General features: G+C 56.2%; 22 protein-coding genes and 1 tRNA gene. 1 reads left to right on the top strand and 22 read right to left on the bottom strand.

Annotated elements, in window-relative coordinates; translation table 11 throughout:
• Positions 1–137: 137 nt before the first annotated feature.
• The 11 genes from DWV16_RS13645 to malQ form a co-directional block, all read right to left on the bottom strand.
• Positions 138–494: a helix-turn-helix domain-containing protein gene (locus tag DWV16_RS13645; protein ID WP_066454060.1), complete on the bottom strand. Its 357-nt coding sequence runs from the start codon at positions 492–494 to the stop codon at positions 138–140.
• Between the two features lie 228 nt (positions 495–722).
• The gene (locus tag DWV16_RS13650; RefSeq protein WP_199719792.1) at positions 723–959 is read right to left on the bottom strand and encodes a helix-turn-helix transcriptional regulator; all 237 of its coding nucleotides are present in this window, start codon (positions 957–959) and stop codon (positions 723–725) included.
• A gap of 172 nt (positions 960–1,131) precedes the next feature.
• On the bottom strand, positions 1,132–1,314 hold the full coding sequence (locus DWV16_RS13655) for a hypothetical protein (RefSeq protein ID WP_118479773.1): 183 nt from the start codon (positions 1,312–1,314) through the stop codon (positions 1,132–1,134).
• Positions 1,315–1,442: 128 nt separating this feature from the next.
• A tRNA-Leu gene (locus DWV16_RS13660) sits at positions 1,443–1,529 on the bottom strand.
• Between the two features lie 59 nt (positions 1,530–1,588).
• Positions 1,589–2,716: a DHHW family protein gene (locus DWV16_RS13665; protein ID WP_066454054.1), complete on the bottom strand. Its 1,128-nt coding sequence runs from the start codon at positions 2,714–2,716 to the stop codon at positions 1,589–1,591.
• A 51-nt stretch (positions 2,717–2,767) separates the two neighbouring features.
• Positions 2,768–4,099 carry an MBOAT family O-acyltransferase gene (locus DWV16_RS13670; protein WP_118479775.1) on the bottom strand — a complete coding sequence of 444 codons (1,332 nt, stop codon included), beginning with the start codon at positions 4,097–4,099 and terminating at the stop codon, positions 2,768–2,770.
• A 21-nt stretch (positions 4,100–4,120) separates the two neighbouring features.
• Positions 4,121–4,708 carry a toprim domain-containing protein gene (locus DWV16_RS13675; protein ID WP_066454040.1) on the bottom strand — a complete coding sequence of 196 codons (588 nt, stop codon included), beginning with the start codon at positions 4,706–4,708 and terminating at the stop codon, positions 4,121–4,123.
• Entirely contained in the window at positions 4,708–5,742 is a 1,035-nt protein-coding gene (holA, locus tag DWV16_RS13680; protein ID WP_066454036.1) for a DNA polymerase III subunit delta, read from the bottom strand. Before holA ends, DWV16_RS13675 begins: the two co-directional genes overlap by 1 nt.
• 4 nt (positions 5,743–5,746) lie before the next feature.
• Positions 5,747–7,783: a ComEC/Rec2 family competence protein gene (locus DWV16_RS13685; RefSeq protein WP_066454032.1), complete on the bottom strand. Its 2,037-nt coding sequence runs from the start codon at positions 7,781–7,783 to the stop codon at positions 5,747–5,749.
• Positions 7,780–7,953, bottom strand: coding sequence for a hypothetical protein (locus DWV16_RS19365; protein ID WP_187116816.1), 174 nt, complete (start codon positions 7,951–7,953; stop codon positions 7,780–7,782). Before DWV16_RS19365 ends, DWV16_RS13685 begins: the two co-directional genes overlap by 4 nt.
• A gap of 117 nt (positions 7,954–8,070) precedes the next feature.
• Positions 8,071–9,555 (bottom strand): 4-alpha-glucanotransferase, encoded by a 1,485-nt coding sequence (gene malQ / locus DWV16_RS13690; protein WP_118479777.1) that lies wholly within the window; start codon positions 9,553–9,555, stop codon positions 8,071–8,073.
• A 268-nt stretch (positions 9,556–9,823) separates the two neighbouring features.
• On the opposite strand from malQ, the gene uraA reads away from it, so the two are divergent.
• A complete protein-coding gene (uraA, locus tag DWV16_RS13695) occupies positions 9,824–11,104 on the top strand; it encodes a uracil permease (protein ID WP_066454025.1) in 1,281 nt (426 codons plus the stop codon).
• Positions 11,105–11,194: 90 nt separating this feature from the next.
• Here uraA and cysS read toward each other — a convergent pair whose 3' ends face one another.
• The 11 genes from cysS to uvrC form a co-directional block, all read right to left on the bottom strand.
• A complete protein-coding gene (cysS, locus tag DWV16_RS13700; protein ID WP_118479779.1) occupies positions 11,195–12,589 on the bottom strand; it encodes a cysteine--tRNA ligase in 1,395 nt (464 codons plus the stop codon).
• Positions 12,590–12,683: 94 nt separating this feature from the next.
• Positions 12,684–13,370, bottom strand: coding sequence for a serine O-acetyltransferase EpsC (gene epsC / locus DWV16_RS13705; RefSeq protein ID WP_118479781.1), 687 nt, complete (start codon positions 13,368–13,370; stop codon positions 12,684–12,686).
• 1,107 nt (positions 13,371–14,477) lie between these two features.
• Positions 14,478–15,056 carry a CDP-diacylglycerol--glycerol-3-phosphate 3-phosphatidyltransferase gene (gene pgsA / locus DWV16_RS13710; RefSeq protein WP_118479783.1) on the bottom strand — a complete coding sequence of 193 codons (579 nt, stop codon included), beginning with the start codon at positions 15,054–15,056 and terminating at the stop codon, positions 14,478–14,480.
• A 2-nt stretch (positions 15,057–15,058) separates the two neighbouring features.
• Positions 15,059–16,381, bottom strand: coding sequence for a 30S ribosomal protein S12 methylthiotransferase RimO (rimO, locus tag DWV16_RS13715; protein WP_066454013.1), 1,323 nt, complete (start codon positions 16,379–16,381; stop codon positions 15,059–15,061).
• A gap of 10 nt (positions 16,382–16,391) precedes the next feature.
• Positions 16,392–16,562, bottom strand: a complete 171-nt coding sequence (locus DWV16_RS19110; RefSeq protein ID WP_154018813.1) for a hypothetical protein — start codon at positions 16,560–16,562, stop codon at positions 16,392–16,394.
• A gap of 13 nt (positions 16,563–16,575) precedes the next feature.
• Entirely contained in the window at positions 16,576–17,163 is a 588-nt protein-coding gene (locus DWV16_RS13720; protein WP_158572895.1) for a regulatory protein RecX, read from the bottom strand.
• Positions 17,164–17,183: 20 nt separating this feature from the next.
• The gene (gene recA / locus DWV16_RS13725; RefSeq protein ID WP_079988041.1) at positions 17,184–18,347 is read right to left on the bottom strand and encodes a recombinase RecA; all 1,164 of its coding nucleotides are present in this window, start codon (positions 18,345–18,347) and stop codon (positions 17,184–17,186) included.
• A 154-nt stretch (positions 18,348–18,501) separates the two neighbouring features.
• Entirely contained in the window at positions 18,502–18,957 is a 456-nt protein-coding gene (locus DWV16_RS13730; RefSeq protein ID WP_066454009.1) for an ATPase, read from the bottom strand.
• Positions 18,958–18,963: 6 nt separating this feature from the next.
• Positions 18,964–19,482 (bottom strand): pantetheine-phosphate adenylyltransferase, encoded by a 519-nt coding sequence (gene coaD, locus DWV16_RS13735; protein ID WP_066454006.1) that lies wholly within the window; start codon positions 19,480–19,482, stop codon positions 18,964–18,966.
• Between the two features lie 6 nt (positions 19,483–19,488).
• Complete coding sequence (gene rsmD, locus DWV16_RS13740; protein ID WP_279323650.1) at positions 19,489–20,121, bottom strand: 16S rRNA (guanine(966)-N(2))-methyltransferase RsmD; 633 nt, start codon at positions 20,119–20,121, stop codon at positions 19,489–19,491.
• A gap of 49 nt (positions 20,122–20,170) precedes the next feature.
• The gene (uvrC, locus tag DWV16_RS13745) at positions 20,171–22,015 is read right to left on the bottom strand and encodes an excinuclease ABC subunit UvrC (protein ID WP_066454000.1); all 1,845 of its coding nucleotides are present in this window, start codon (positions 22,013–22,015) and stop codon (positions 20,171–20,173) included.
• Positions 22,016–22,184 lie beyond the last annotated feature (169 nt).

The raw sequence follows: 22,184 nt of genomic DNA on the forward strand, positions 1-22,184 counted from the left end.
CCCTCGCTAAAGCTTTTTCTCTACCACCGGCACAGCCGGTGGTTTCTCTACAATGAAAAACCGCCAACCGGTAAAGGTTGACGGTTTATGATTTATAGGCGGTATCAGGAGACGTATTTGTTCCGCCCATAAAACAGCTATCCCTCATCGTCAAATCTTGATGATGCAATATAGGAGATCAATCCCAGCGCCTTCATTTGCTTTCTGACTGGCATTTGTTCAAGCTGTTTTTCAATCTGCTGCATTCTAATTCCGAGCGGAGAATTTTCCTTGTGGGCTTGATCATGCTTCTCCTCATAGAGCTGGTCTGTAGAAATACATAAAGCTTGTGCGATCCGGCAGGCGATATCAAACGACAATTTTTGTTTTCCGTTTTCAACTCTACTCAGATAAGACGTGGTTATATCCGCTTGATATGCCAGCTCTTCTTGAACCATATTTATTTTGTCCCGATAATATTTGATATTTCGTCCAACAATGTTCCTATCTGGCATATTCCCCCTCCTTTTCCCCCATAATATACCAATTCTTTTTGACAGACCATGTACATATGTACAAGTCTCTTACTACTCGTACTATGGTACATGAACGAAAGGTTAAAAGCTCCGTCACATATTAAAACGGAATTATGTTCTCAGCTTCACATTTACGATATGTCCCGTCAAAAGGCCGAATTAGGCGGCCCGCAATCGTGGTTTACTCCGCGCTTACAACTCATAAAACTATGCAACAAGCCATAATACAGGTACATCTAAGGCCCGCGCTATACTTTCAATCACATCTGCTGTTGGATTTGTCAACCCCCGCTCGATCTTACTGATTGTGGCTACGGATAGATTCGATTTATACGCCAGTTTTTCCTGGGACAATCCTTTTTGCTCTCGGTACTTTTTGACGTTCACTCCTATTGTCATGGACAGCATAATTTTATTCCTTTCTGCGGGCCGCCTGATTAACATTTTATCGCAAACCTCCCGCCAGCACTATGCATATACGAAAAAACCGCCCTGCAGAGCGGTTTTTTTATTCGTTTTCAAGTTTTAAATTGTTGCTTTTAGAATCTTTGCAAGCATTTTTCTCCTCAACCAGTTCTGAAAATTCCCAAGGGTATCTTTTTTCATATTAATCTTATTATCTTATTTTGTCCTGCTTACCATCTTCATATTTTACCCTTTCAATCAGTTGCTCCGGATCTTGCAACAAGTCGTTAATAGGGAGCGGCAGCCGTTCATCTCGCCGGTATTTCGAGGCAAAAGCGATATGGCATTTGCAGTTTCTGGTCATGTGTGCTAAGCTGTTTTTGTCATTTGCCATCTGAATGTCCTCTTTTGGATATTTTAGCGCGGTTGTCAGGCCGCACTTTTATCTTACTTCAAGGAGTTCTTTCGGAGTTTTTCTGCAAAAAAGAACCACCGGGAAAGCCATTCCCAGTGGTTCTTTTTTGGTGCCGCTAACCGGGATCGAACCGGTACGGTATTGCTACCGAGGGATTTTAAGTCCCTTGCGTCTGCCAGTTCCGCCATAGCGGCATCTTCTGCGCAAAAGCGCAGATATTATCATACCCCATTCGGGGCGATTCGTCAAGTATTCAGCCATCTTCTTTGGTCAGCGCGGGCAGTTTATACAGCTTTGTCAGCTCATCCGAACCAATAAATGTATCCACCATATAGGAAAACAGCACCTGTGTATACTGGGAGACATCGATTGTGCTGAGCATCGCCGGCGTGACTTGGGAAGTATCCACCACCGTGACCCGCCCGTAATGGATGAGCAGGAACGGCAGATAGCTTTGTACCGAACGGTCGGTAAAAATCAAAAGCTGGTTATACTGCACATTCTTTGAGTTGATGGTGATATCCATCACCGGGGACATCCCCCCGAGCAGGACGTCCATCGTGCCGCCGAGCTCCCTGCGGAATTCCGGATACAGTGTGAAATACCGGCGCACGCCGTTCTGATCATAATGCGTAACCGTATAGTTTCTCTGAAACTTTGAAAAGACATACTCGGATACACGGTCGGCTTTCACTTCCCGATACGGGGAAAGGCGGTACAGATCGCCATAATAGTTATAATCGATGTGCTTTACGTCAAATTGGTCGATTTCTCGTACCTTGAGGCCAAGTGTGCGCGCCGCAACGGTGTAAAGATAATAGCCGCCCAGCCCGGTCAGGGTGTTGTCGGTACGGTAGTAGATGTATTCATCCTGATGGCTGAAAAGGATCGGATAGACGCCGATCGCGTTGACATGTCCGGATACCCTGCGATAGACATCGTCAATCAGCGCCTTCTGGTCATAAAGCTGCGCAACCTCGGGATATGGGACCTTACTCTGCTGGACAGCGCAGGCGGTCGGGATCAGCATGACATAACTCGCCCGCTGGTAATCCTCTGCGAAATCAAGCATCATCAGCGTATTGGCATTCTCCGCCTGTTCGTCCTTTGGCTGCACATCAAGCATCAGCGAATCCTGCGAAATGAACACCCCGTTCTGCTCTTTGTTGCCGCCCATATAACTGAGCGACACCTGCAGCCTGCGGAAAAAATCCGCAGCCGGGAAATTCTGCGCAACCGTCTGCTCCAGCTTCTCAAGCGGCGGGCGGCCGGGCGTTTTTTCATCCAGCGAAAAACCGCGCAGCCCGCCAGCCGCAATCAGCAGCACCGGGATGGCAAACAAAACCGCCAGGAACAAAATTCCCGCGAACCGTTTTCCCATTGGGCATTCCCCTTTCCGCGCGGCGGCGCCAAATTCAAAATCTATCCGGATTTACAGCAAAAACGCGGTTGCCGCCAACAGGAGCGCCGCGCTGAACACTGCTGATAATACTGCGCTTGTGCGCGGAAGCACCCGGTCAACCATCTTTTTTACCATCCCGACAAGTCCCAGTGAACAGATGACGCATAGCACCAGCACCAGCCAGTTTGAGGCCAGCAGGTAAAGTACACGGGTATTTTCCCCGGCAACCGGCGCGCCGATTCCAAAAAGCAGCTTCAGGCAGGTGAACGACTCGCCAAGTGAACCACACATAAAAAATGTAAAAGAAACCAGAATCACCGCCATACTGTAAACCCAACAGAACAGGGTGGGAATGGCCTCCATATATTTACGCAGGAAATACCGTTCAAAAATGACGAACGCCGCAAAATAGATCCCCCACATCATCATATTGAGGTTGATGCCAAACCACAGCCCCATCAGAATGGTAACCAGCAGGATATTGAACACGCCCGACGCCATGCTTCCCTGCGCGGCGCCGAGATTAATGTAGATATACCGGCGAATGAACCGGTTAACCGTCACATTGAAACGGGAAAAGAAATCGTTGATACTGGTAGCCCGGTAGGGATAGAGAAAATTGTCCGGCAGCTCGATGCCGAAAAGGAGCGCAATCCCCCTTGCCATATCGCAGTAACCCGAAAGAATAAAATAAACGGCAAACGCCATCGTGATCACCATCGTCCAGGCGACGAGCACCGTCGCTTCCGAAAGCGGAATTTCCCGCACCTGCCCAAACAGCCGGAATGCCGCGTCCCCAAGCAGCACTTTTTTCGCAAGCCCCTGGATGAGGATCCGTCCGCCTTCCCCAACCTTCTGCAGAGTCATCTGTGGATTGCGCAGCTGGAAATGCATCCGGTTAAAATAAGTGAGCGGACCGGCGTAAAGCTTCGGGAAAAAGACTGTCATCATTGCAAAATGGATCGGGTTATGCTCTGCCGGCGCGTAACCGTGATAGCAGTCGATCACATATCCGGCACTGGTCAGGCAGAATACGCCGAGCCCCAGCGGAGCGGCCATGCCATAAACCGAAAAACGCACTCCGTAGAAAGCGATCAGCCCCACGCTTTTGAGCACCGCACAGATCATAAACGCCTTGCGCAGCCCGGGAAAACCCGCGCTGCGCTCGATGAGCCGCACCATCAGGTAATCGAACAGGACAACCGAAAACGGAAGAAGGATCAAGCCGCCTTCATGCCAGTAATACAAAAACCCGGAAAGCAGCAACAGGAACACCGTGCGAAAACGCGCGGGGATCAGCCCGCACAGGAGGATCGACAGCGGGAGAAACAGATAGAGAAACGTCAGGCTGGTGATCTCCATGCGCTCCCCTCCTTTCCCGGTTTATTTTGCTTCCAAAAGGGCCGCAAATTCCTCATACGTATAAAGAGAATTGACCACACCAAGCATCGCTTTGGAACTCATGCGGGATGGAAGTCCCAGCTTTCCCAGAAGCTCCCTGCGGCGTTCAGCGCTCCCGTCGCCGCCCGAAAGCCCCCACGCAGCAAAGTCGGCCGTGGTAATTTTGCGGCCGCTCCCCGGATTTTCCGAGGCCTCCACCGCAACACCCGCGCGCCGGAAGGCCGCAAGCAGCGTTTCGGCCGGGATTCCTTCGACCCCCAGCTTGCCTTCCGCGCCCGGACGGCGTTTGCGGCTCTCCTTGCCGAAAAGGTCGGGGATGTAGACGTGGGTAATCTTATCGGGATCAACCGCACCCGCGATATGCGCACGGATGCGAAACCCCGCCGCATCCGAATCGGTCAGGATGATAAGTCCGTGTTTCTCAGCGAGCCTGCGCAGCAGGCCAAGTTTTTCTTTATCGCGGAAGATGTCGAAACCGCCGGTGGTAAGGATCTCGGCGTCCACAAGCGAGGAAAGCTTCGCTTTGTCGTAGCGGCCTTCCACAACAATCACCTGTTTTATCTTCAGCATCAGCGTTTCCCCGTCAGAAGGAAGAGTTTGGTGATCGTTTCTTCAAGTGCGACCCGTTCGTCGGTTCCGGTGCTTTTGAGCGCAAAATCAGCGTCGGCAAGCGTTTCCAGCATTTTGCCGATCTGCGGCGCGGAGTAGTCCGCGCTGTCACTCATCGCGTTCTTGAGGACGAATTCCCGGTTTTTTGCATAACCGAGCTCAGCCGCGGCGCGCGCCGCCGGGACAGCCGCCTGCCGCGCCGCAAAGCCGCGGTAGAGATCGACGAACGCTCCCGAAAGTGCCGCGAGCACCTTTGTAACCGGTTCACGCAGGTAGATCAGCTGGTCGCACAATTCCATCGCGGCATTAAAATTCCCGCGGAAAATCGCCTTTGAAAGGTCATAGACCCGCGCGGTCATCACAGTGGTGACCACTGCGTCAATGTCCGCTTTGGTGATGGGGCGGGGACCGGTGTAGGCGCAGAGCTTTTCCATCTCGGTGTGGAGCAGCTGCATGTCGTCCCCACAGCGCTCAATCATGTAAGAGGCGCAGTCGCCTGAAAGCTCGCAGCCGTTTTTCTGGGCGCGGTCGCGCAAAAAGCGCAGGTTGTCGCCCAAACGGCGCGCCTGCAGTTCAATGACCGCACCCGCCTTGTCGCAGGCTTTGATGAGCGCGGAGAGCTTTTCCTTTTTCGCGGGCGGCGTTTTCACCGTCACGATCACTGTGGTGGTCATCGGCGGATCGGCAAGCACCGAACACAGCTCCTTCATCTGGCCCGCGTCGAGCTTGTCCGGATCCGCGTCGAGGGTGACGCAGCGGTTGCCGGAAAAGAACGGCAGTGACTCGACCGCGTCATAAAATTCCTGCAGGTCAAGGTTTGCGCCTTCGAATTTATGAAAATTGAAATCGTTAAAATCACCGCTGAGCGTTTTTTTGATCAGCAGCTTTTCATACATCGAGATCAGGTACGGCTGGGTGCCGTAAAGCAGATAGACCCGATGCAGTTCTTCACTCTTGACATGCTTTGAAAAGTCGTTTTCCACCGTATATTTCATGGTTTTATTTCCTTTCGGTCCGTTTGACCGTAATCACTGTGCTGTTAAAATACCGGCTGTTCTCCGCAAGCTCCACGCCAGGCGCCAAGATGATTTCATTGCGCGCGTTGATGAGCACGTCCGCCGCGAACGGCTGCTGCTCAAAGGCTTTTACAAACCGCAGCCCACCGGCTTCAAACGAAAGATGCCGCGCGCTTTGCCCGTCCGCTTGCACCCGCACCGCTCCAAACAGCGTTGCATCAAAACCATAGACGGCATCCAGCCCGCAGGCCGTCTCAACCGGGAACGCCTCGATCAGCAGATTGGCCGGATTGCCATAGAGGTCGTCGTCTTTTTGCAGGACAAAGAGGCTGATCTGTTTGACGCCCCTATCCAGCAGGAAGGTTTTCAAATTGCGCGCGGCCCAGACGCTCTTCGGCGCGCCGATGACAGCGGCCTGTTTTCCGTAGGCCAGCGCAATGCTATCTCCGTTTTTATCCACGGCGATTTCAAGCGCGTCGCCCCAAAGCACCGCGTGCGAACATGCGCCCGCAAGCAGCGCCACGCCCATCAGCGCGGCGGCATATCGTTTGAGCGTCTTCGGGGAACGGGCGGCCCAGAGCAGAATGCCTAAGAGCAGCGCGCCCGCCATCCACAGGACAAGGTATCCGTCCCGCACCGGGACCGCGGAAAACGGCAGGGCTGCCCAGGTATCGGAAATGCGATTGATCCACCGCACCGCAATTCCGGCAGGCAGGCCAAGCAGCCGCGCAAGTGGATAAAGCGGCGGAAAGGACGCAAGAAATCCTGCGATGAGCCCACATCCGAGCGCGAACGGCGCAAGCGGGAGGATCAAAAGGTTCACAACCGGGGATACGATCGAAACCTGTCCGAAATTCCAACAGAGGATGGGCAGCGTGAGCAGGCTGGCGGAGAGGGTGGTGCATACCGCCTGCAAAAGGGCGAACTTCACGCGGCTTTCTTCCGCCAGCTGATAAGCCGGACAGCGGAACATTTTTCCGCAGCACCAGTCGGTCAGCGGATGCAAAAATGCCGCGATACCCATCGTCGCGAAATAGGAGAGCTGTAAACTCAGGCTGAATACAGCGTACGGGTTCCAGATCAGAAGCAGGATCACGGCCAGCCCAAGGGAATTGAGCGAATCCGGATCGCGCCCGAAGAATCCGGCGCACCTGCAAAGCAGTACCATGATTCCCGCCCGCATGACCGACGGGGAAAATCCCGCGAGCCCCATGAACGCCAGAACACAGAACAGAACCGTCAGGCCGCGGGCCCGCCGCGAACAGCCGAACGCCGCCAGGAATGCTTCGAGCAGACCCGCGAGGATCGCAAGGTGCAGGCCGGAAACCGCCAGCAGGTGCGAAATGCCGGTGCGGGAATAGCTGTAGCGGATTTCCGGGGAGATCTGCTCGGTTTTGCCGACGACCATCCCGCCGAGCACGCTTCCCTCCATGCCGGGCAAAAGACCGGTAAGATTTTCAAAAACCCTTTGCCGGTAACGGGAAAGCAATACCCAAAACCGCGTGTCGGATTCCGGCAGGCGTTCAAAACCTCCGGAAAGATACCCTGTAAAGGCCAGATTTTGCGCCAGCAACGCCATGGGCCGGTCAGAAGTCCTGGAAAGGTTTCCTGTACATTTTACCACATCGCCCACCCTGACATCAAGTGCGCCCGGCACCGAGAACCGCACCCGCAGATTGCACAGCCCTTTCGGCAGGTCCGGCGCGGTCAGCAGGGTCACCGAAGCGGATGCGGCATAATCCTCGCATTCAACCACCGTCCCGCGCAGCGTCTGTGCCGTCCCGTCATACCGTTCCTGCGGAGCGACAGCCGCGGCATGGTGGAGCATCACGCCACACATACACGCACAAAAAGCCGTCGATGCGGCATAAGCCCACAGCGGCAGCTTCCCGATGAAGATGCAGAGGACGAGCAAAGCGGCTCCGGCAATGGCTGGGATCAGCGGGTCGCTGCCTGTGGACAGCACAAGAAACACGCTGAAAAACCAAATGAGCCCGCCGATATGGAACGCCCGGTTCATTCGTCCGGAAGTTCGATTTCGCCGTTTTGCTTTTTAAATTGTTCGACCAGCTTGCGGATCATAAAGATGAGCTGGCCGTTGGCGCTGCGGCCGTAATAGCCGCAGACATAGCGAAACTCCCGCAGCAGTTCCTCGTCAATGCGCAGGGAAAAACTCTTTTCCTTTCCCATGAAAACACCTCATAACAGCATTCATATGAGCCCATTTTAATTTCATTATGCAGTCAAAAATCAAAACAGGCCCATTATGGGCCTGTTTTGATTTTTAAAGTATCAGAATGTGAGGCATCACAGCGTCGAACGCTGGTAAAGGCCGCTCATCCGTTCGATCTTTTCCGCGAGCTGTCTGGTCAGCATTCCCTTTTGCAGCCGGAACTGCCAATTGCCGCCCAGTGTCGACGGCGTGTTCATCCGCGCCTCGCCGCCCAGCGCCAAAAAGTCCTGGATCGGCGCGACCGCAAGCTCGGCCACACTCGCCCATACGGTATGAAGAATCCCCCAGTTGACCCCTTCGGATTCATTCAGCCGCATGTAATCCGCCGCGTGCTGCCGGTCCTGCGGCGCGAGCGCCGTTTCCCACCAGTGCATCAGCGTGTCGTTATCGTGCGTGCCGGTATAGATAACGCTGTGGCGCACATGGTTGTGCGGCAGGTAGACATTATCCCAGTTCGAATCGAACGCGAACTGTAAAATCTTCATACCCGGGAAACCGGTTTGCCGGAGCAGCTCGTAAACATCATCGGTCAGAATGCCCAGGTCCTCCGCAATGATCCGGCTCTTTCCGAGTTCCTTCTCCGCCGCCGCGAACACCGCGCGGCCCGGACCTTTTTCCCAATGACCGCCCTTTGCGTCCGCATCCCCGAACGGCACCGCATAAAAGCCCGCAAAGCCCCGAAAATGGTCGATCCGCACCATGTCGCACACCGATGTGACCATCCGGATACGTTCGATCCACCAATGGTAACCCGTTTCTTCATGCACCTTCCAGTCGTAAAGCGGGTTGCCCCAGAGCTGGCCGTCCGGCGAGAAATAATCGGGCGGCACGCCGGCGATAAAGACCGGTTTGCGGTCCTCATCCAGCCAGAAAAGCTCCGGATGTGCCCAGACGTCCGCGCTGTCCGCCGCCACGTAGATCGGCAGGTCTCCGATCAACTCGACGCCGTTTTTGTTTGCATAGGTTTTCAGCGCAAACCACTGGGTGAAAAACAGATACTGCACATAAACCCAGAAGTCGAGATCCTCCGCGCATTCCAGCCGGGCGCGTTCGAGCGCGCCCGGTTCGCGCAGGCGCAGCCCGTCGTCCCATTCGCTCCATGCGCGGCCGCCGAACCGGTCCTTGAGCGCCATGAACAGCGCGTAATCCTCAAGCCAGCCCCCCTGCCTGCGCCGAAATTCCGCAACCGCTTTTTCGTCACGGGCAAAACCGCGTTCAAACGCCCGGCGCAGGACGGAGAACCGGTTTTTATAAAGCTTCTCATAGTCGGTACAGGCAGGATCGTCCCCCCAGTCAATGCCTTCATACTCCTGCTTTTCGAGCAGCCCGTCCTGTGTGAGCAGGTCAAGATCGATGAAATACGGGTTGCCCGCAAAGGTGGAAAGGGACTGATACGGACTGTCGCCGTAGCTGGTCGGCCCGAGCGGCAGAACCTGCCAGAAACGCTGGCCCGCCGTATGCAAAAAGTCCACAAAATCAAACGCTGCCTGCCCGATCGTTCCAATCCCGTAATCGGACGGCAGCGAGGAAATATGCAGGAGGATTCCACTGGCTCTCATGAAAACACCTCATCAGTTTCAGAAAAACTCATATTAACATTAACATATATATTCCGCGAATGCAACAGGAAATTCCCGTCCGGGATGAATTCCTACAAATCCGGCATCGTCCCTCCGGATGTCCGACAATCTTTGTGTAATTTTGACTCTTTCCGCGAAATCGATGGTTTGTTATAATAAACGATAGTGTATCCGGGGGTTGTCGTAAAAGGCAGATCCTCCTGTTTGCGGCGGTTTGTGTTTTGATTAAAATAAGAGGAGAATGTGTATGAGTACAAAAAGAATCATCGGTATCGACGAGCGTCCGCCTCTGGGGCAATTTATCCCGCTGAGCCTGCAGCATATGTTTGCAATGTTCGGCGCATCGGTCCTGGTTCCGATCCTGTTTGGCATCAACTCTTCAATCGTCCTGTTCATGAACGGTCTGGGGACGCTGCTCTTCATCGCGGTCACCAAGGGCCGTGCGCCGGCCTATCTCGGATCTTCGTTTGCATTCATCGCGCCTACCCTCTACCTGATCGCCAATCACCCGGCGGGCTTTCGCGCGGCGCAGGGCGGATATGTGGCGGTCGGTATCGCGGGCTGTATCGTGGCCTTCATCATCTATAAATGCGGAACCAACTGGATCGACGTGGTGCTGCCGCCCGCGGCTATGGGCCCGGTCGTCGCGCTCATCGGCCTGGAGCTTTCCGCGGAAGCTGCCAAGACCGCCGGTATGATCGTCAACGAGTCGAATCCTGCGATCGATCCGCGCGCGGTTGTCGTATTTCTGATCACGCTGGGCGTCGCGGTTTTCGGGCAGGTGCTCTTCCGCGGCTTTCTCTCGGTCATCCCGATCCTCATCGCAATCATCGCCGGCTATGCCGCGTCCTATTTTGCGGGGATGGTCAGCTTTGAAGCGGTCCTGCAGTCGGATTTCTTCGTTATCCCGAATTTCCAGATGCCGGTTTTTGACGGCGGCGCCATCATGGTGATGATGCCTGCCCTTCTGGTCATCCTGTCCGAGCATATCGGGCATCAGGTGGTCACCAGCCAGATCGTCGACCGCAACCTGATCAAGGACCCGGGCCTGCATCGCTCGATCTTTGGCGACAACTTCTCCACCGCGGTTTCCGGTATGCTCGGTTCGGTCCCAACCACCACCTACGGCGAAAACATCGGCGTCATGGCGGTCACCAAAGTATACAGCGTCTGGGTCATCGGCGGCGCCGCGATTTGCTCGATCATCCTCTCGTTCGTCGGTCCGATCGCCGCGCTCATCAACACCATCCCCGGCGCAGTCATCGGCGGCATCTCCTTCCTGCTCTACGGCATGATCGGCACCTCTGGCCTGCGCATCCTGGTCGACCAGCGGGTCGATTACGGCAAATCCCGCAACCTGGCGCTCACTTCGGTTATCTTCGTCACCGGTCTTTCCGGCATCGCGATCGATATGGGCAACATCCAGCTCAAGGGCATGGCGCTGGCTTGCATCGTCGGCATGTTTATGAGCCTGATCTTCTATATCTTCGATAAATACAACCTCACCAACGACAAAGAGGAAAACTGATTCGTGCATCACAGGGAAGGCCGATATCCTTCCCCATGGGCACCGATCCGATAAGGAAAGCCGCCGGCTGATGCCGGCGGCTTTTTTCACTTATTTGCGCGACCACTGGACACCCTGCGGGGTGTCCTTGAGGACAATGCCCATTTCGCTCAGCTTGTCGCGGATGGCGTCCGCTCTGGCAAAATCCTTTGCCTTGCGGGCGGCCTGCCGGTCGGCGATCAGCGCTTCAACCTCACTGTCGAGTGAATCGGCCTTTCGGTTATAAAGCAGGCCAAGCACGCCGGTCAGCTCATCAAACTTCGCGATCGCGTAGGAAACCGCTTCCTTCGAGCGCGTCTCAGTGAAAAAGCTGTTGATGTCACGCGCCAGCTCAAACAGCGCGGCGATGCCATCAGCGGTGTTAAGGTCGTCATCCATCGCTTCGACAAACTGTGCAATGCGGTTGTCAGCTGCTTTTTTGAAGGTTTCCTCCCCTTCGGTGGGCGCGCCGCACGCGTTTTCCAGCGCAAAGTCGAGATTGTCACGGCAGTTGTGGAGCCGTTCGAGCGCAGCCTTGCACTGCTCAATCACCTCAAGGTTATAGTTGATGGGGCTGCGGTAATGCGCCTGCAGCATCATAAATTTAATCGGCTCGTAGCCAAACTTCTCCGCAACCTCGCGCACGGTAAAGAAGTTGCCGAGCGACTTGCTCATCTTGCGGTTGTCAACGTTGATGTAGCCGTTGTGCATCCAATAACGTACATATTCCACGCCTGTGCAGCATTCGCTCTGCGCAATCTCATTTTCATGGTGCGGGAAGATGAGATCCTGCCCGCCGCAGTGGATGTCGATCGTTTCGCCCAGATGGCGGCGGATCATCGCGCTGCATTCGATATGCCAGCCGGGACGGCCCTCTCCCCATGGGGAAGTCCAGCTTGGCTCGCCAGGCTTGGCAGCCTTCCAGAGGACGAAATCGAGCGGGTCCTCCTTGGCCTCGCTCACATCAATGCGGGCGCCGCTTTCAAGGTCCTCAAGCGGCTGATGCGAGAGCTTCCCATATTCGGGAAACTTGCGGGAGCGGAAATACACACTGCCTTCGTGCGCATAGGCGTAGCCCTTCTCCTCCAGCGACTTGACCATATCGATGATCGTGTCAATATTTTCGGTCGCGCGCGGATGGATATTCGCCGGGCGGATTCCGAGGCCTTCGGTATCGGTCAGATATTCTTTGATGTAACGCTCCGCGACTTCCTTAACGGTGATTCCTTCCTCATTCGCCTTGTTGATAAGCTTGTCGTCGATGTCGGTGAAATTCTGGACAAAGGTAACGTCATAGCCGCGGTATTCCAAGTAGCGGCGCAGCGTGTCGAACACGCAGATCGGGCGCGCGTTGCCGATGTGGATGAAGTTATAGACGGTCGGGCCGCAGGCATACATTTTGACCTTGCCTGGCTCAATTGGGATAAATTCCTCTTTCTGACGGGTGAGTGTGTTGAAAATTTTCATCGGTTTCGTCTCCTTACGTTTTCAAAAAGTCTCGTCAAAATCCGGCCGGCCGGATGGAATCCTTCTTTCCAAAGGATTCCATCCGCCGCGCCGGTTATTCGTCCAAAACGGCGGCCATCTTTTTTTCCGTCTGCTCTCCCGCGTCCCCGTCCTTTTCCAGTTCCCGGATACGCTTTTCCAGTTTGTCAATTTTAAACTGCAGCTTGCAGAGCTCCTGCGCGACCGGGTCGGGGATGTGCACATGGTCAAGCCCGACCGGCTTGCGCCCCGCCACCCGCCCCACACGTGCCGGGACCCCCACCGCAGTCGATTCGGCGGGGACCGATTCGAGCAGCACGGCGTTGGCGGCGACCTTCGCGCCGTCCCCAACCGAGAACGGGCCGAGCACCTTCGCGCCCGCGCCAACCGTGACATTTTTGCCAAGCGTCGGATGGCGCTTGCCCTTGTCCTTGCCGGTACCGCCCAGGGTCACTCCCTGATAAATGGTGCAGCCGTCCCCAACCTCCGCGGTCTCTCCGATAACGACCCCCATGCCATGATCGATCAGCACGCCGGTGCCAATCTTTGCTCCGGGATGGATTTCGACGCCGGTCAGAAACCTGGCCGCCTGGCTGACCACACGGGCGGAGAGAAAGTGTTCGTGTTTATAAAGCCAATGGGCCGGGCGGTGCAGCATAATCGCATGCAGGCCGGATGAAACCAGCACGGTTTCCAATGTGCTCCGCGCCGCCGGGTCCCGGTCTTTGACCGCCTGTATATCCTTTTTGAAAGTTTCAAGCATAAAGGCAATTCCTCCTTGCAGATGATGAAAAACCCGCCTTCGTCAGCCCACAGGACAAACGAAGGCGGGATAAATCCGCGGTTCCACTTCGATTTTTTACTCGAAAGCCCTTAACGCGGGCGACACGCATTCCCCTACTGAGAAAAATCCGTTCGGGTGCAGTGCTGACGGGTGCACTTCCCACACGCTTTCTGCTGGACGCGTTTTCAGCCGACGGCGCGTCCTCTCTGTCGCAGGATTGCGCGGGTACTTCTCCCGCTCATCGCATCGATATTCATACGGGACCCCATAGGGGCCCACAACAGTATATGCAAAGGATACCATAATCGTCCACTTGATGCAAGTGTTTTTCCCGAAATCCCACGCTGTATTTTCCTGCGTGCGCCTGGGGATCTTTTGCGCCTTCCAGTCGCCCGGGTTTTTGCACGTTTCGCCGCGTGCACGGGAATCAAGCGGCCTCGCCGCTTGAGAATCACTAACGCGTTTCGCCGCGCCCCACGAGTGCCTTTCTTGTGCGCACAAGAAAGGTACCAAAGAATGCGCTCAAGGGACTAGGGGCTCGCTTCCCGGCCTATGGGCCGGAGCGGACTTCGGACGCTCGCTCAAAGGGGGCGACGCGCCGCCTTTGGCGGCGGATTTGTTGCAAGGAGTGCCTGCGGCACAATAGCCCCTCAAGAAAGCCCGCAGACGCCTTGCCAAGACCTGCGCCGCAAGCGCTCCCAATGAAACGGTCAGCTCAAGACTGATGGTAAAGCTTCGCGCTCCCAGGTCATGGGCCGGTTGAAAAACCGTGTGGACACAGCGTAATGCGCGGCCCGCAGGGCCGCGCATTCAAAATCCATTTGTCCTTATTCGGCGCAGCCGGTTTTCGCAACGGTTGCGAAAACTCGTCCCGCGCGTCATTGCGAAGCGCGCGCGGCTCACTTCGTGGAATCTAAGCAGATTGCGCGCCGTTTCTGCCGCAGGCAGCTTTCACGGCGCGCATGGGGCCGCGGGGTGTCCCCGCGTGTCCTTCTTTGGTGACTTTCTTGGACAAGCAAGAAAGTTACCCTGCGGAACAATCTCCGGGCGCGGCGAAACGCGCAAAAATACCCCTGCACGGCGCAGTCAGCGGATGTCGTCAAACAGTCCCCGGTTCTTCCAGATGTAATTCCAGCCCGAAAGCAGGGTCAGCACCACCACGACCAATTGCAGCACCACGTCGCCGATGAAGAACTGCACCGAATAGGAATGCGGAGACGGCGGAAGAATATCCCAGGTGACCCACATTGCAAGCAGCGTATAGAGCACCCAGATGATCTGGAACACAGTCTTAAGCTTGCCAAGCTTGTCGGCGGCAATGACCGCGCCATGCTCTGCAGCAATCAGCCGCACCGAAGTGACCAGCAATTCCCGCGCCAGGATGACAAAGACGCCCAACGCCGAGGCACGCCCGAGCGGGATGAAGCAGATGAGCGCCGAAAAGACCAGCAGCTTATCCGCGAGCGGGTCCATCAGCTTGCCGAAATTTGTGACCAGCCCATCACGGCGGGCGATGTTTCCGTCAAGGTAGTCGGTAAACGACGCCGCCCCAAAGACTGCCGCGGCCCAGAGATAGCGCCACGGGATCGCGTCCGCAAACATAAAGATCAGAAACACCGGAATCAGCGCCATGCGCAGCACGGTGAGCTTATTTGGCAGGTTCATAATCAGTCGATCGCCTTTCCACGCAGGTCATAGCCGACAACCCCATCGATTGCGACCCGCACATATTCTCCGGGCGCATATTTTTTGCGCCCGCTAAAGTAAACTTTGGTGTCAATGTCCGGCGCGTCCATATAGCTGCGCCCATACCAGAATTTTTTCTCGCGGCCTTCAACCGCCACTGTGAGCGTCCTGCCCACCTGGGAAAGGTTGAACGCTTCCATGATACCGTACTGCTCCTCCATCACGATCTGCGCACGGCGTTCCTTCACCTCCGGGTCGATCTGATCCTCCATCTCGCCCGCGGGGGTATCCTCCTCCTGCGAATAGGCAAAGCACCCGAGCCGCTCGAATTTCACCTTCCGGATAAATTCGCACAACTCTGTAAACTCTTCTTCCGTTTCGGTCGGAAAGCCAGTGATCAGCGTGGTGCGCAGCACGACGCCAGGCACCTTCTCCCGGATCTTTTGCATCAGCGCCGCGAGGCTTCCCGCGTCGCCGCGCCGGTTCATCAGATTCAAAATCCGCCCGCTCACATGCTGGATCGGGATATCCATATATTTGACGATCTTCTCCTCCGCAGCCATCGTTTCGAGCAGTTCGTCGGTGACCCGGTCGGGGTAGCAGTAAAGCACCCGCACCCATTTGACCCCGTCAATCCCGCAAAGCCGCCGCAGAAGCTCCGGCAGCATCAGCTTTCCATAGAGATCCTCACCGTACCGGGTGGTGTCCTGCGCGACCACGTCAAGCTCGGTTACGCCGCGCGAAACCAGCCGCTTGGCCTCCTCCACAACCTTCTCAATCGGCCGCGAGCGGAAATGCCCCCGGATGAGCGGGATGGCGCAGTAGGCGCAGCGGTTGTCGCAGCCATCCGCCACTTTGAGATAGGCAAAGAACGGCTCGTTCGCGAGCACCCGCTCGCCTTCGAGCGGCAGGTCGTCCTTCTCCCCGAACGCAACTGTCTTTTTGCCTGCGAGCGCGTCCTCGATCGCGGTTATGATATCCGCGTTGCGTCCGATTCCCAGCACCACGTCAGCCTCCGGGATCTCCTCAGCAACCTGCTCGCGGTATCGCTCGGCCAGGCATCCGGTCACGACGACCGCCTTCACCTTCCCCGCATCCTTCATCTGGCAGAACTCCAGAATCGTTTCGATGCTCTCCTGTTTCGCGGCCTCGATGAAGCCGCAGGTGTTGACGATGACCACGTCGCAGCATGCCGCATCGGCGCAGATTTCATAACCGCCTTTCACGATCATCGCAAGCAGCAGCTCCGCGTCGACCTGGTTTTTCGAGCAGCCCAGGGATACCATCCCCACTTTTACAGCCATATTTTTTCTCCTAACCCTGCATTTTATCCGGCATTTCTTCATTTGCCTGCTCCCGCTTCACAAGGGCCTCCAGCCGGTCAAAACGTTCATCAATATGCTCTTTGAGCAGGCTGTAGGTGATCTTCGCCACCAGGATGATGAAGGCTGCCGGAATCAAAATCACCGAAAACGGGATTTGCATAAGCCTTCCTCCTTCAGTCGTAATCTTCCCGCCCGCCGAGCGCTTTGCGCACGTCGGCGGCGCAGTATCCCATCCGCAGCATCGCCGCAAAGGCGCGCCGCTTCACCTTTTCGTCCTCCCAGGCAAGCGGGTACTTCTTTTCGATCAGTTCCCGGATGCGCACAAGCGGCGCGTCCGGCAGCAGCGAAACGGCAAATTCGATCTGCTCGTCCGCCAGTCCCCGCTGCCGCATCTCCTGCCGGATACGGATAAGCCCGTACCGTTTGCGCTCGTAAAGGTCGCGCGCGAACCGCTCGGCGTAATCGTCGTCGTCCACCAGTCCCAGCTCCTCCATCCGGCCGACCGCCAGCGCGGCGCTCTCCTCGTCCACATCCCGCAGGAGCCGCTCCTTGAGCTGGCTCGCGGTATATTCCTTGTACGAAAGATAGTGCAACGCCTTCTCCTTCGCTTTTTTGAGCTGCGCTTCGCCAACCAGTTCCGCAAGCCTTTCGGGATCAATCTGCATTCCGACCGAAAGCCCCGACGCCGCAAAGACGTCGGGGTGCATGCTCATACAAAATTCGCCGTCCACATAGAGGGCGATATTTCCGCGTTTTGTCATTCTAACCGCCGTGACAGTCATCACTCGTCATCGGTCTCCACATCAATATTCACCTTCGGCGCATCCGTTCCAGCCGCCGGCGCCGGTTCCACCGCCGCGCCAACCTTCACCGGCTTCTTGCCTCCGGAAGCGGTCTTTGCATTCTTGAGCAGTTTGTCGGCGTTATCCCGCACCTTCGCTTCGATCTCAGCGGCAAGCTCCGGATTCGCCTTGAGGTATTCCTTCGCATTGTCGCGTCCCTGTCCGAGCCGGGTTTCGCCGTAATTGAACCACGAGCCGCTCTTCTGGACGATATCGAGCTTTACGGCAAGATCCAGGATTTCTCCGACCTTCGAGATGCCGGTGCCGTACATGATATCAAATTCCGCCTCTTTAAACGGCGGGGCGACCTTGTTTTTGACCACCTTGACGCGCACCCGGTTTCCGATCATCTCGGTGCCGGTTTTGAGCGTTTCAATCCGGCGCACATCGAGCCGCACCGACGCATAGAATTTCAGCGCCCGTCCGCCCGGTGTGGTTTCCGGATTGCCATACATGACGCCGATTTTCTCACGCAGCTGGTTAATAAAGATGACCACGCAATTCGATTTTCCGATCGCACCGGTCAATTTCCGCAGCGCCTGGCTCATCAGGCGGGCCTGCAGGCCCACATGGCTGTCGCCCATCTCGCCTTCGATTTCTGCCTTGGTGACCATCGCCGCAACCGAGTCGACCACCACCACGTCAACCGCGCCCGAACGCACAAGCGCCTCGCAGATTTCGAGCGCCTGTTCGCCGGTGTCCGGCTGCGAAACGAGCAGTGAATCGATATCCACGCCGAGCGCCTGAGCATAGACCGGATCGAGCGCGTGTTCGACATCGATAAAGACGGCCGCGCCGCCAGCCTTCTGCGCTTCCGCAGCGACATGCAGCGCGACGGTGGTCTTACCGGAGCTCTCCGGCCCATAGATCTCGACGATGCGTCCGCGCGGGACGCCGCCGATGCCGAGCGCGATATCCAGGGAAAGCGAACCGGTTGAAACCGCCTCCACATTGAGGGTGCTGTCCTGGCCGAGCTTCATCACGGCGCCCTTGCCGAACTGCCGCTCGATCTGGCCGAGCGCCGTCTCCAGCGCTTTCTGCCGTTCCTCAGCGGACACATTGGATTTTCTGGCCCCAATCGGCGCCGATTTCTTCTCTGCCATTGCACTCATCCTCCATTGTTCATGTCCTAAACCTAGACTCTATTATACATGCCCGGCGGATAAAAAGCAAGCGAATTCGAACGTTTGTTCTTCTTTTCTGCAAAAAAGAACGCCGCTTTGCACGCGGCGTCCCTGCATGATAAATCTGCTCTCTTTATTTCGCGGTGGCGTTGCGGAACGCCTGCCGGGTCGCTTTGATTTCGGTCAGCGACTTGACGAGCACTTCCTCCGTTTTGAGCAGGCAGTTATCAGAAAATTCCTGCGCGGCCTGGCGGATTTCGCGGGACTTGAGCTGCGCCTGCGAAAGGATTTCGGATGCCTTGGCCTGCGCGGCCTTGGTGACCTCCTCCTGCGCGATGAGCTGGCGCGCGCGGTCCTCCGCCTTGCGGACGATCTGGTCCGCTTCCTTTTTGGCGCTTTCGATGATCTCGGTGCGGTCGGAAACGATCGCCTTGGCCTGTTTGATCTCAGCTGGGATATTCAGGCGGATATCATCGATCAGATCGCGCACCTTGTCAGCGTCCACGACGCACCGCCCGCCGGACAGCGGCAGGCTCCACGAACGGTCGAGCAATTCGTCAATCACATCAAGAATTTCATCAATATTCATTGGAACTCATCCTTTCGCATGTTTGTCGGTTTTGGATTCATCCATCGGGCACAGGCGTTCCCGGATCTGCCTCAGGACACAGCGTGGAACAAAATCGCTGATGTCTCCGCCGAAGCGCGCAATCTGCCGCACAATACTCGACGAAAGATACATATTGTCGCTGTTTGGGGTCAAAAACACCGTTTCGGCATAAGGCATCAGCTTTTTGTTGGTGAGCGCCATCTGGAATTCATAGTCAAAGTCGGAAACTGCCCGCAGGCCCTTGACGATTGCGACTGCCGACCGTTCCCGTACATAGTCTACCAGCAAACCGCTGAATTTGTCAACTTCCACGTTTGGAATGCCTTCAATCGTTTTCTTGATCATCCCCACCCGTTCATCCAGCGTGAAAACCGGATTTTTGTCGGGGTTCGCGCTGACCACCACAATGACCTGGTCAAACAGGATGCTGGCGCGGCGGATGATATCCTCATGGCCCTTGGTGATCGGGTCAAAACTGCCCGGGCAGATTGCGGTACGCTGCATAAGCTGTCAGTCCTTCCCAAAGTTCTGATGCCGGTAGGTCGTGATCTTCGCTTTCCCGTAGCGGTAGGTTTTGTAAACCAGAAATTCGCCCGCTGATTCGGGCAATTCCTCATTGCGTTCGGTTTCGCAGACAATAATACCGGTTTCGTTCATCTTCTCTGCGAGCCTCGGCAAAACCGCGTCGATCAGCTTCTGCCCGTAGGGCGGGTCGAGAAATGCGATATCAAAGCGTTCGGCTGCCGACTGCAAAAAAGCGTTCACATCCATCGCTGCAACACGTGCCTGCGCGGCGAGTTTTGCCGCGGCAAGGTTGCGGCGGATGACCTCCTGCGCCGCGCGGGAGGTGTCTACAAAAATACAGCTCTTCGCGCCGCGCGAAAGCGCCTCGATCCCAAGCTGTCCGCTGCCCGCGAACAGGTCGAGCACCATCGCCTGCTCAACTTCAAAATGCAGGATGCTGAAAATCGCTTCCTTGGCCATATCGGAAGTGGGACGGGTGGTGAGCCCCTCCGGGGCCTGCAGCCGCGTCCCGCGTGCGGTACCGGTAATTACTCTCATCTGGTTCTCCTTTTGCCGATTGTTGCATCTATTATGGCTTTTTTTGTGGATTTTGTCAACTTGCTGGGAATGCGTCCCCAAACATGGGGCACGCCTGCGCAGCCTGACGAAAAGGTCGGGAAAGCGGCTGTCACTCCGCTTCGCTTTCCGCGTGCAGAAAGGCGTACAGCCGTTCGGCGGCGGGCCTGGTCATCCCCTTCACCGCCGCGAGCGCATCCGCGTCCGCAGCCTTGATCGCCTTAATCGTCTTGAAGTGCTTATAAATTTCCGCCGCGCGGGACGGTCCGATCCCTTCGCACTGGGTGAGGGTCAGTTCAAACGAATTCTTTTGATGCCGCGCGCGGGAGAATGTGACCGAATAGCGGTGCACCTCATCCTGGATGGTCGAAACCAGGGTAAACGCGCTGCGATGTGAGGAAATCGCAATTTCGCCGCCGGTTTCCGCGATGGCCCGGGTGCGGTGCTTGTCGTCCTTCACCATGCCGAACACCGGCACGCCAACGCCCATCTGACTGAGCATCGGGACGATCGTTCCGACATGTCCCTTGCCGCCATCGAGCAGGATCAGATCGGGCAGCCGGTCGAACGCCTCGTCCTGTTTGTCCGGATCAAGATACCGTTCGAACCGCCTCTGCAGCACCTCCGACATGCTCGCGTAGTCGTCGGTGCCCACGACCGTCTTGATCGTGAATTTGCGGTAGCATTTGCGATTTGGCCGCCCGTTTTCAAAGACGACCATGCCGCCGACCACCGTGTCGGAACCGATGTTCGAGATGTCATAAGCTTCGATATACGCGGGCGGTTTCTCCAATCCCAACAGCCGGGCCAGCTCGTCGAGCGCGGCGACCTCCTTGCCGGTGCGCTGCACCTTCTGGGAAAGCCGCTCGGCCGCATTGGTGCGGGCCATCTCGACGATTTTGAGCTGTTCGCCGCGCTTGGGCACACGGATTTCCACCTTGTGGCCGGCCTGTTCGGAAAAGAGCCGCGACGCAATCTCGATGTCCTCAATCCCGCCGTCGAGCTGGATTTTTGAGGGGATCTCCTGCCGGGTGGTATAATAACGCAGCAGAAATTCCAGCCGCGCCGCATCGAGGTCATCGACCGGGCCGAGCAGGAAATCCTCCTTGTCCACCAGCCGCTCGTTGCGAAATTTGAGCACAACGGCGCAGGTGTCGTTGTCGCTGCGCTGCAAAGCAATCACGTCCTGATTGGCGGTTTTGACGAAAACCACCTTCTGGGATTCGGTGATCCGGCCGATCGCGCGGATGCGGTCGCGCAGCTGCGCAGCCTTTTCGAACTGCATATTCTCGGCGCACTCGTTCATCCGCTCGGTCAGCTTCTCGATGCTCTGGGTGCTGCCGCCCTTGATGTAGTCGATCGCCTGCTCCAAAATCTCATTGTATTCCGCGAGCGAAACCTTCCCGCGGCAGACGCCCATACACTGCTTGATGTGGAAATTGAGGCAAGGCCTGCCCTTGCCGAATTCCTGCGGGAATTTGCGGTTGCAGGTCGGCAGGCGGAAAGCGCGGTTCGCTTCGTCGACCGTCTCGTTCACCACAAACGAGGACATGTACGGCCCGATATACTGCGCGTCCGGGTCGTCCTGCTGGAAGGTCTGGCGAATGCGGGAAAATTGCTTCGGCGCGATCTTGATATAGCTGTAGCCCTTGTCGTCCTTTAAAAGGATGTTATATTTTGGGGAATGCAGCTTGATCATGCTGCATTCGAGCACGAGCGCTTCGAATTCGCTGTCGGTGACGATATAATCGAAATCTTCGACATGCATCACCATCTGATAAACCTTCGGATGGTGTTTTTCGATCGCGCGGAAGTAACTGCTGACGCGGTTCTTGAGCGCCTTGGCCTTGCCAATATAGATGATTTCCCCGGCTTTGTTCTTCATGATATAAACACCGGGCAGGAGCGGCAGCTTGTGCGCCTTCTCGGCAAGGAATGGGATTCTTAAGTTTTCCACGGAAAGCCTGGGCTCCTTTCCTCAGAATTTATGATGCCCCAAGGAGGGCTTTAACTTTCTTATTTGTCCAAGAAAGTCCTCAAAGAAGGTCACGCGGGGGATTGCGCCCTTCGCGCGCCCGGAGTTCCTTTCTTGCTTGTCCAAGAAAGGAACCAAAGAAGGACACGCG

This window comes from Anaerotruncus sp. AF02-27 (genome assembly GCF_003465835.1).
GTDB lineage: Bacteria > Bacillota > Clostridia > Oscillospirales > Ruminococcaceae > Anaerotruncus > Anaerotruncus rubiinfantis.

Excerpts from the sequence above, each read along its gene's own strand:
- DWV16_RS13645 (WP_066454060.1), bottom strand. The coding sequence starts at position 494 with ATGCCAGATAGGAACATTGTTGGACGAAATATCAAATATTATCGGGAC.
- DWV16_RS13650 (WP_199719792.1), bottom strand. The coding sequence starts at position 959 with ATGTTAATCAGGCGGCCCGCAGAAAGGAATAAAATTATGCTGTCCATG.
- DWV16_RS13655 (WP_118479773.1), bottom strand. The coding sequence starts at position 1,314 with ATGGCAAATGACAAAAACAGCTTAGCACACATGACCAGAAACTGCAAA.
- DWV16_RS13665 (WP_066454054.1), bottom strand. The coding sequence starts at position 2,716 with ATGGGAAAACGGTTCGCGGGAATTTTGTTCCTGGCGGTTTTGTTTGCC.
- DWV16_RS13670 (WP_118479775.1), bottom strand. The coding sequence starts at position 4,099 with ATGGAGATCACCAGCCTGACGTTTCTCTATCTGTTTCTCCCGCTGTCG.
- DWV16_RS13675 (WP_066454040.1), bottom strand. The coding sequence starts at position 4,708 with ATGCTGAAGATAAAACAGGTGATTGTTGTGGAAGGCCGCTACGACAAA.
- holA (WP_066454036.1), bottom strand. The coding sequence starts at position 5,742 with ATGAAATATACGGTGGAAAACGACTTTTCAAAGCATGTCAAGAGTGAA.
- DWV16_RS13685 (WP_066454032.1), bottom strand. The coding sequence starts at position 7,783 with ATGAACCGGGCGTTCCATATCGGCGGGCTCATTTGGTTTTTCAGCGTG.
- DWV16_RS19365 (WP_187116816.1), bottom strand. The coding sequence starts at position 7,953 with ATGGGAAAGGAAAAGAGTTTTTCCCTGCGCATTGACGAGGAACTGCTG.
- malQ (WP_118479777.1), bottom strand. The coding sequence starts at position 9,555 with ATGAGAGCCAGTGGAATCCTCCTGCATATTTCCTCGCTGCCGTCCGAT.
- uraA (WP_066454025.1), top strand. The coding sequence starts at position 9,824 with ATGAGTACAAAAAGAATCATCGGTATCGACGAGCGTCCGCCTCTGGGG.
- cysS (WP_118479779.1), bottom strand. The coding sequence starts at position 12,589 with ATGAAAATTTTCAACACACTCACCCGTCAGAAAGAGGAATTTATCCCA.
- epsC (WP_118479781.1), bottom strand. The coding sequence starts at position 13,370 with ATGCTTGAAACTTTCAAAAAGGATATACAGGCGGTCAAAGACCGGGAC.
- pgsA (WP_118479783.1), bottom strand. The coding sequence starts at position 15,056 with ATGAACCTGCCAAATAAGCTCACCGTGCTGCGCATGGCGCTGATTCCG.
- rimO (WP_066454013.1), bottom strand. The coding sequence starts at position 16,381 with ATGGCTGTAAAAGTGGGGATGGTATCCCTGGGCTGCTCGAAAAACCAG.
- DWV16_RS19110 (WP_154018813.1), bottom strand. The coding sequence starts at position 16,562 with ATGCAAATCCCGTTTTCGGTGATTTTGATTCCGGCAGCCTTCATCATC.
- DWV16_RS13720 (WP_158572895.1), bottom strand. The coding sequence starts at position 17,163 with ATGACAAAACGCGGAAATATCGCCCTCTATGTGGACGGCGAATTTTGT.
- recA (WP_079988041.1), bottom strand. The coding sequence starts at position 18,347 with ATGGCAGAGAAGAAATCGGCGCCGATTGGGGCCAGAAAATCCAATGTG.
- DWV16_RS13730 (WP_066454009.1), bottom strand. The coding sequence starts at position 18,957 with ATGAATATTGATGAAATTCTTGATGTGATTGACGAATTGCTCGACCGT.
- coaD (WP_066454006.1), bottom strand. The coding sequence starts at position 19,482 with ATGCAGCGTACCGCAATCTGCCCGGGCAGTTTTGACCCGATCACCAAG.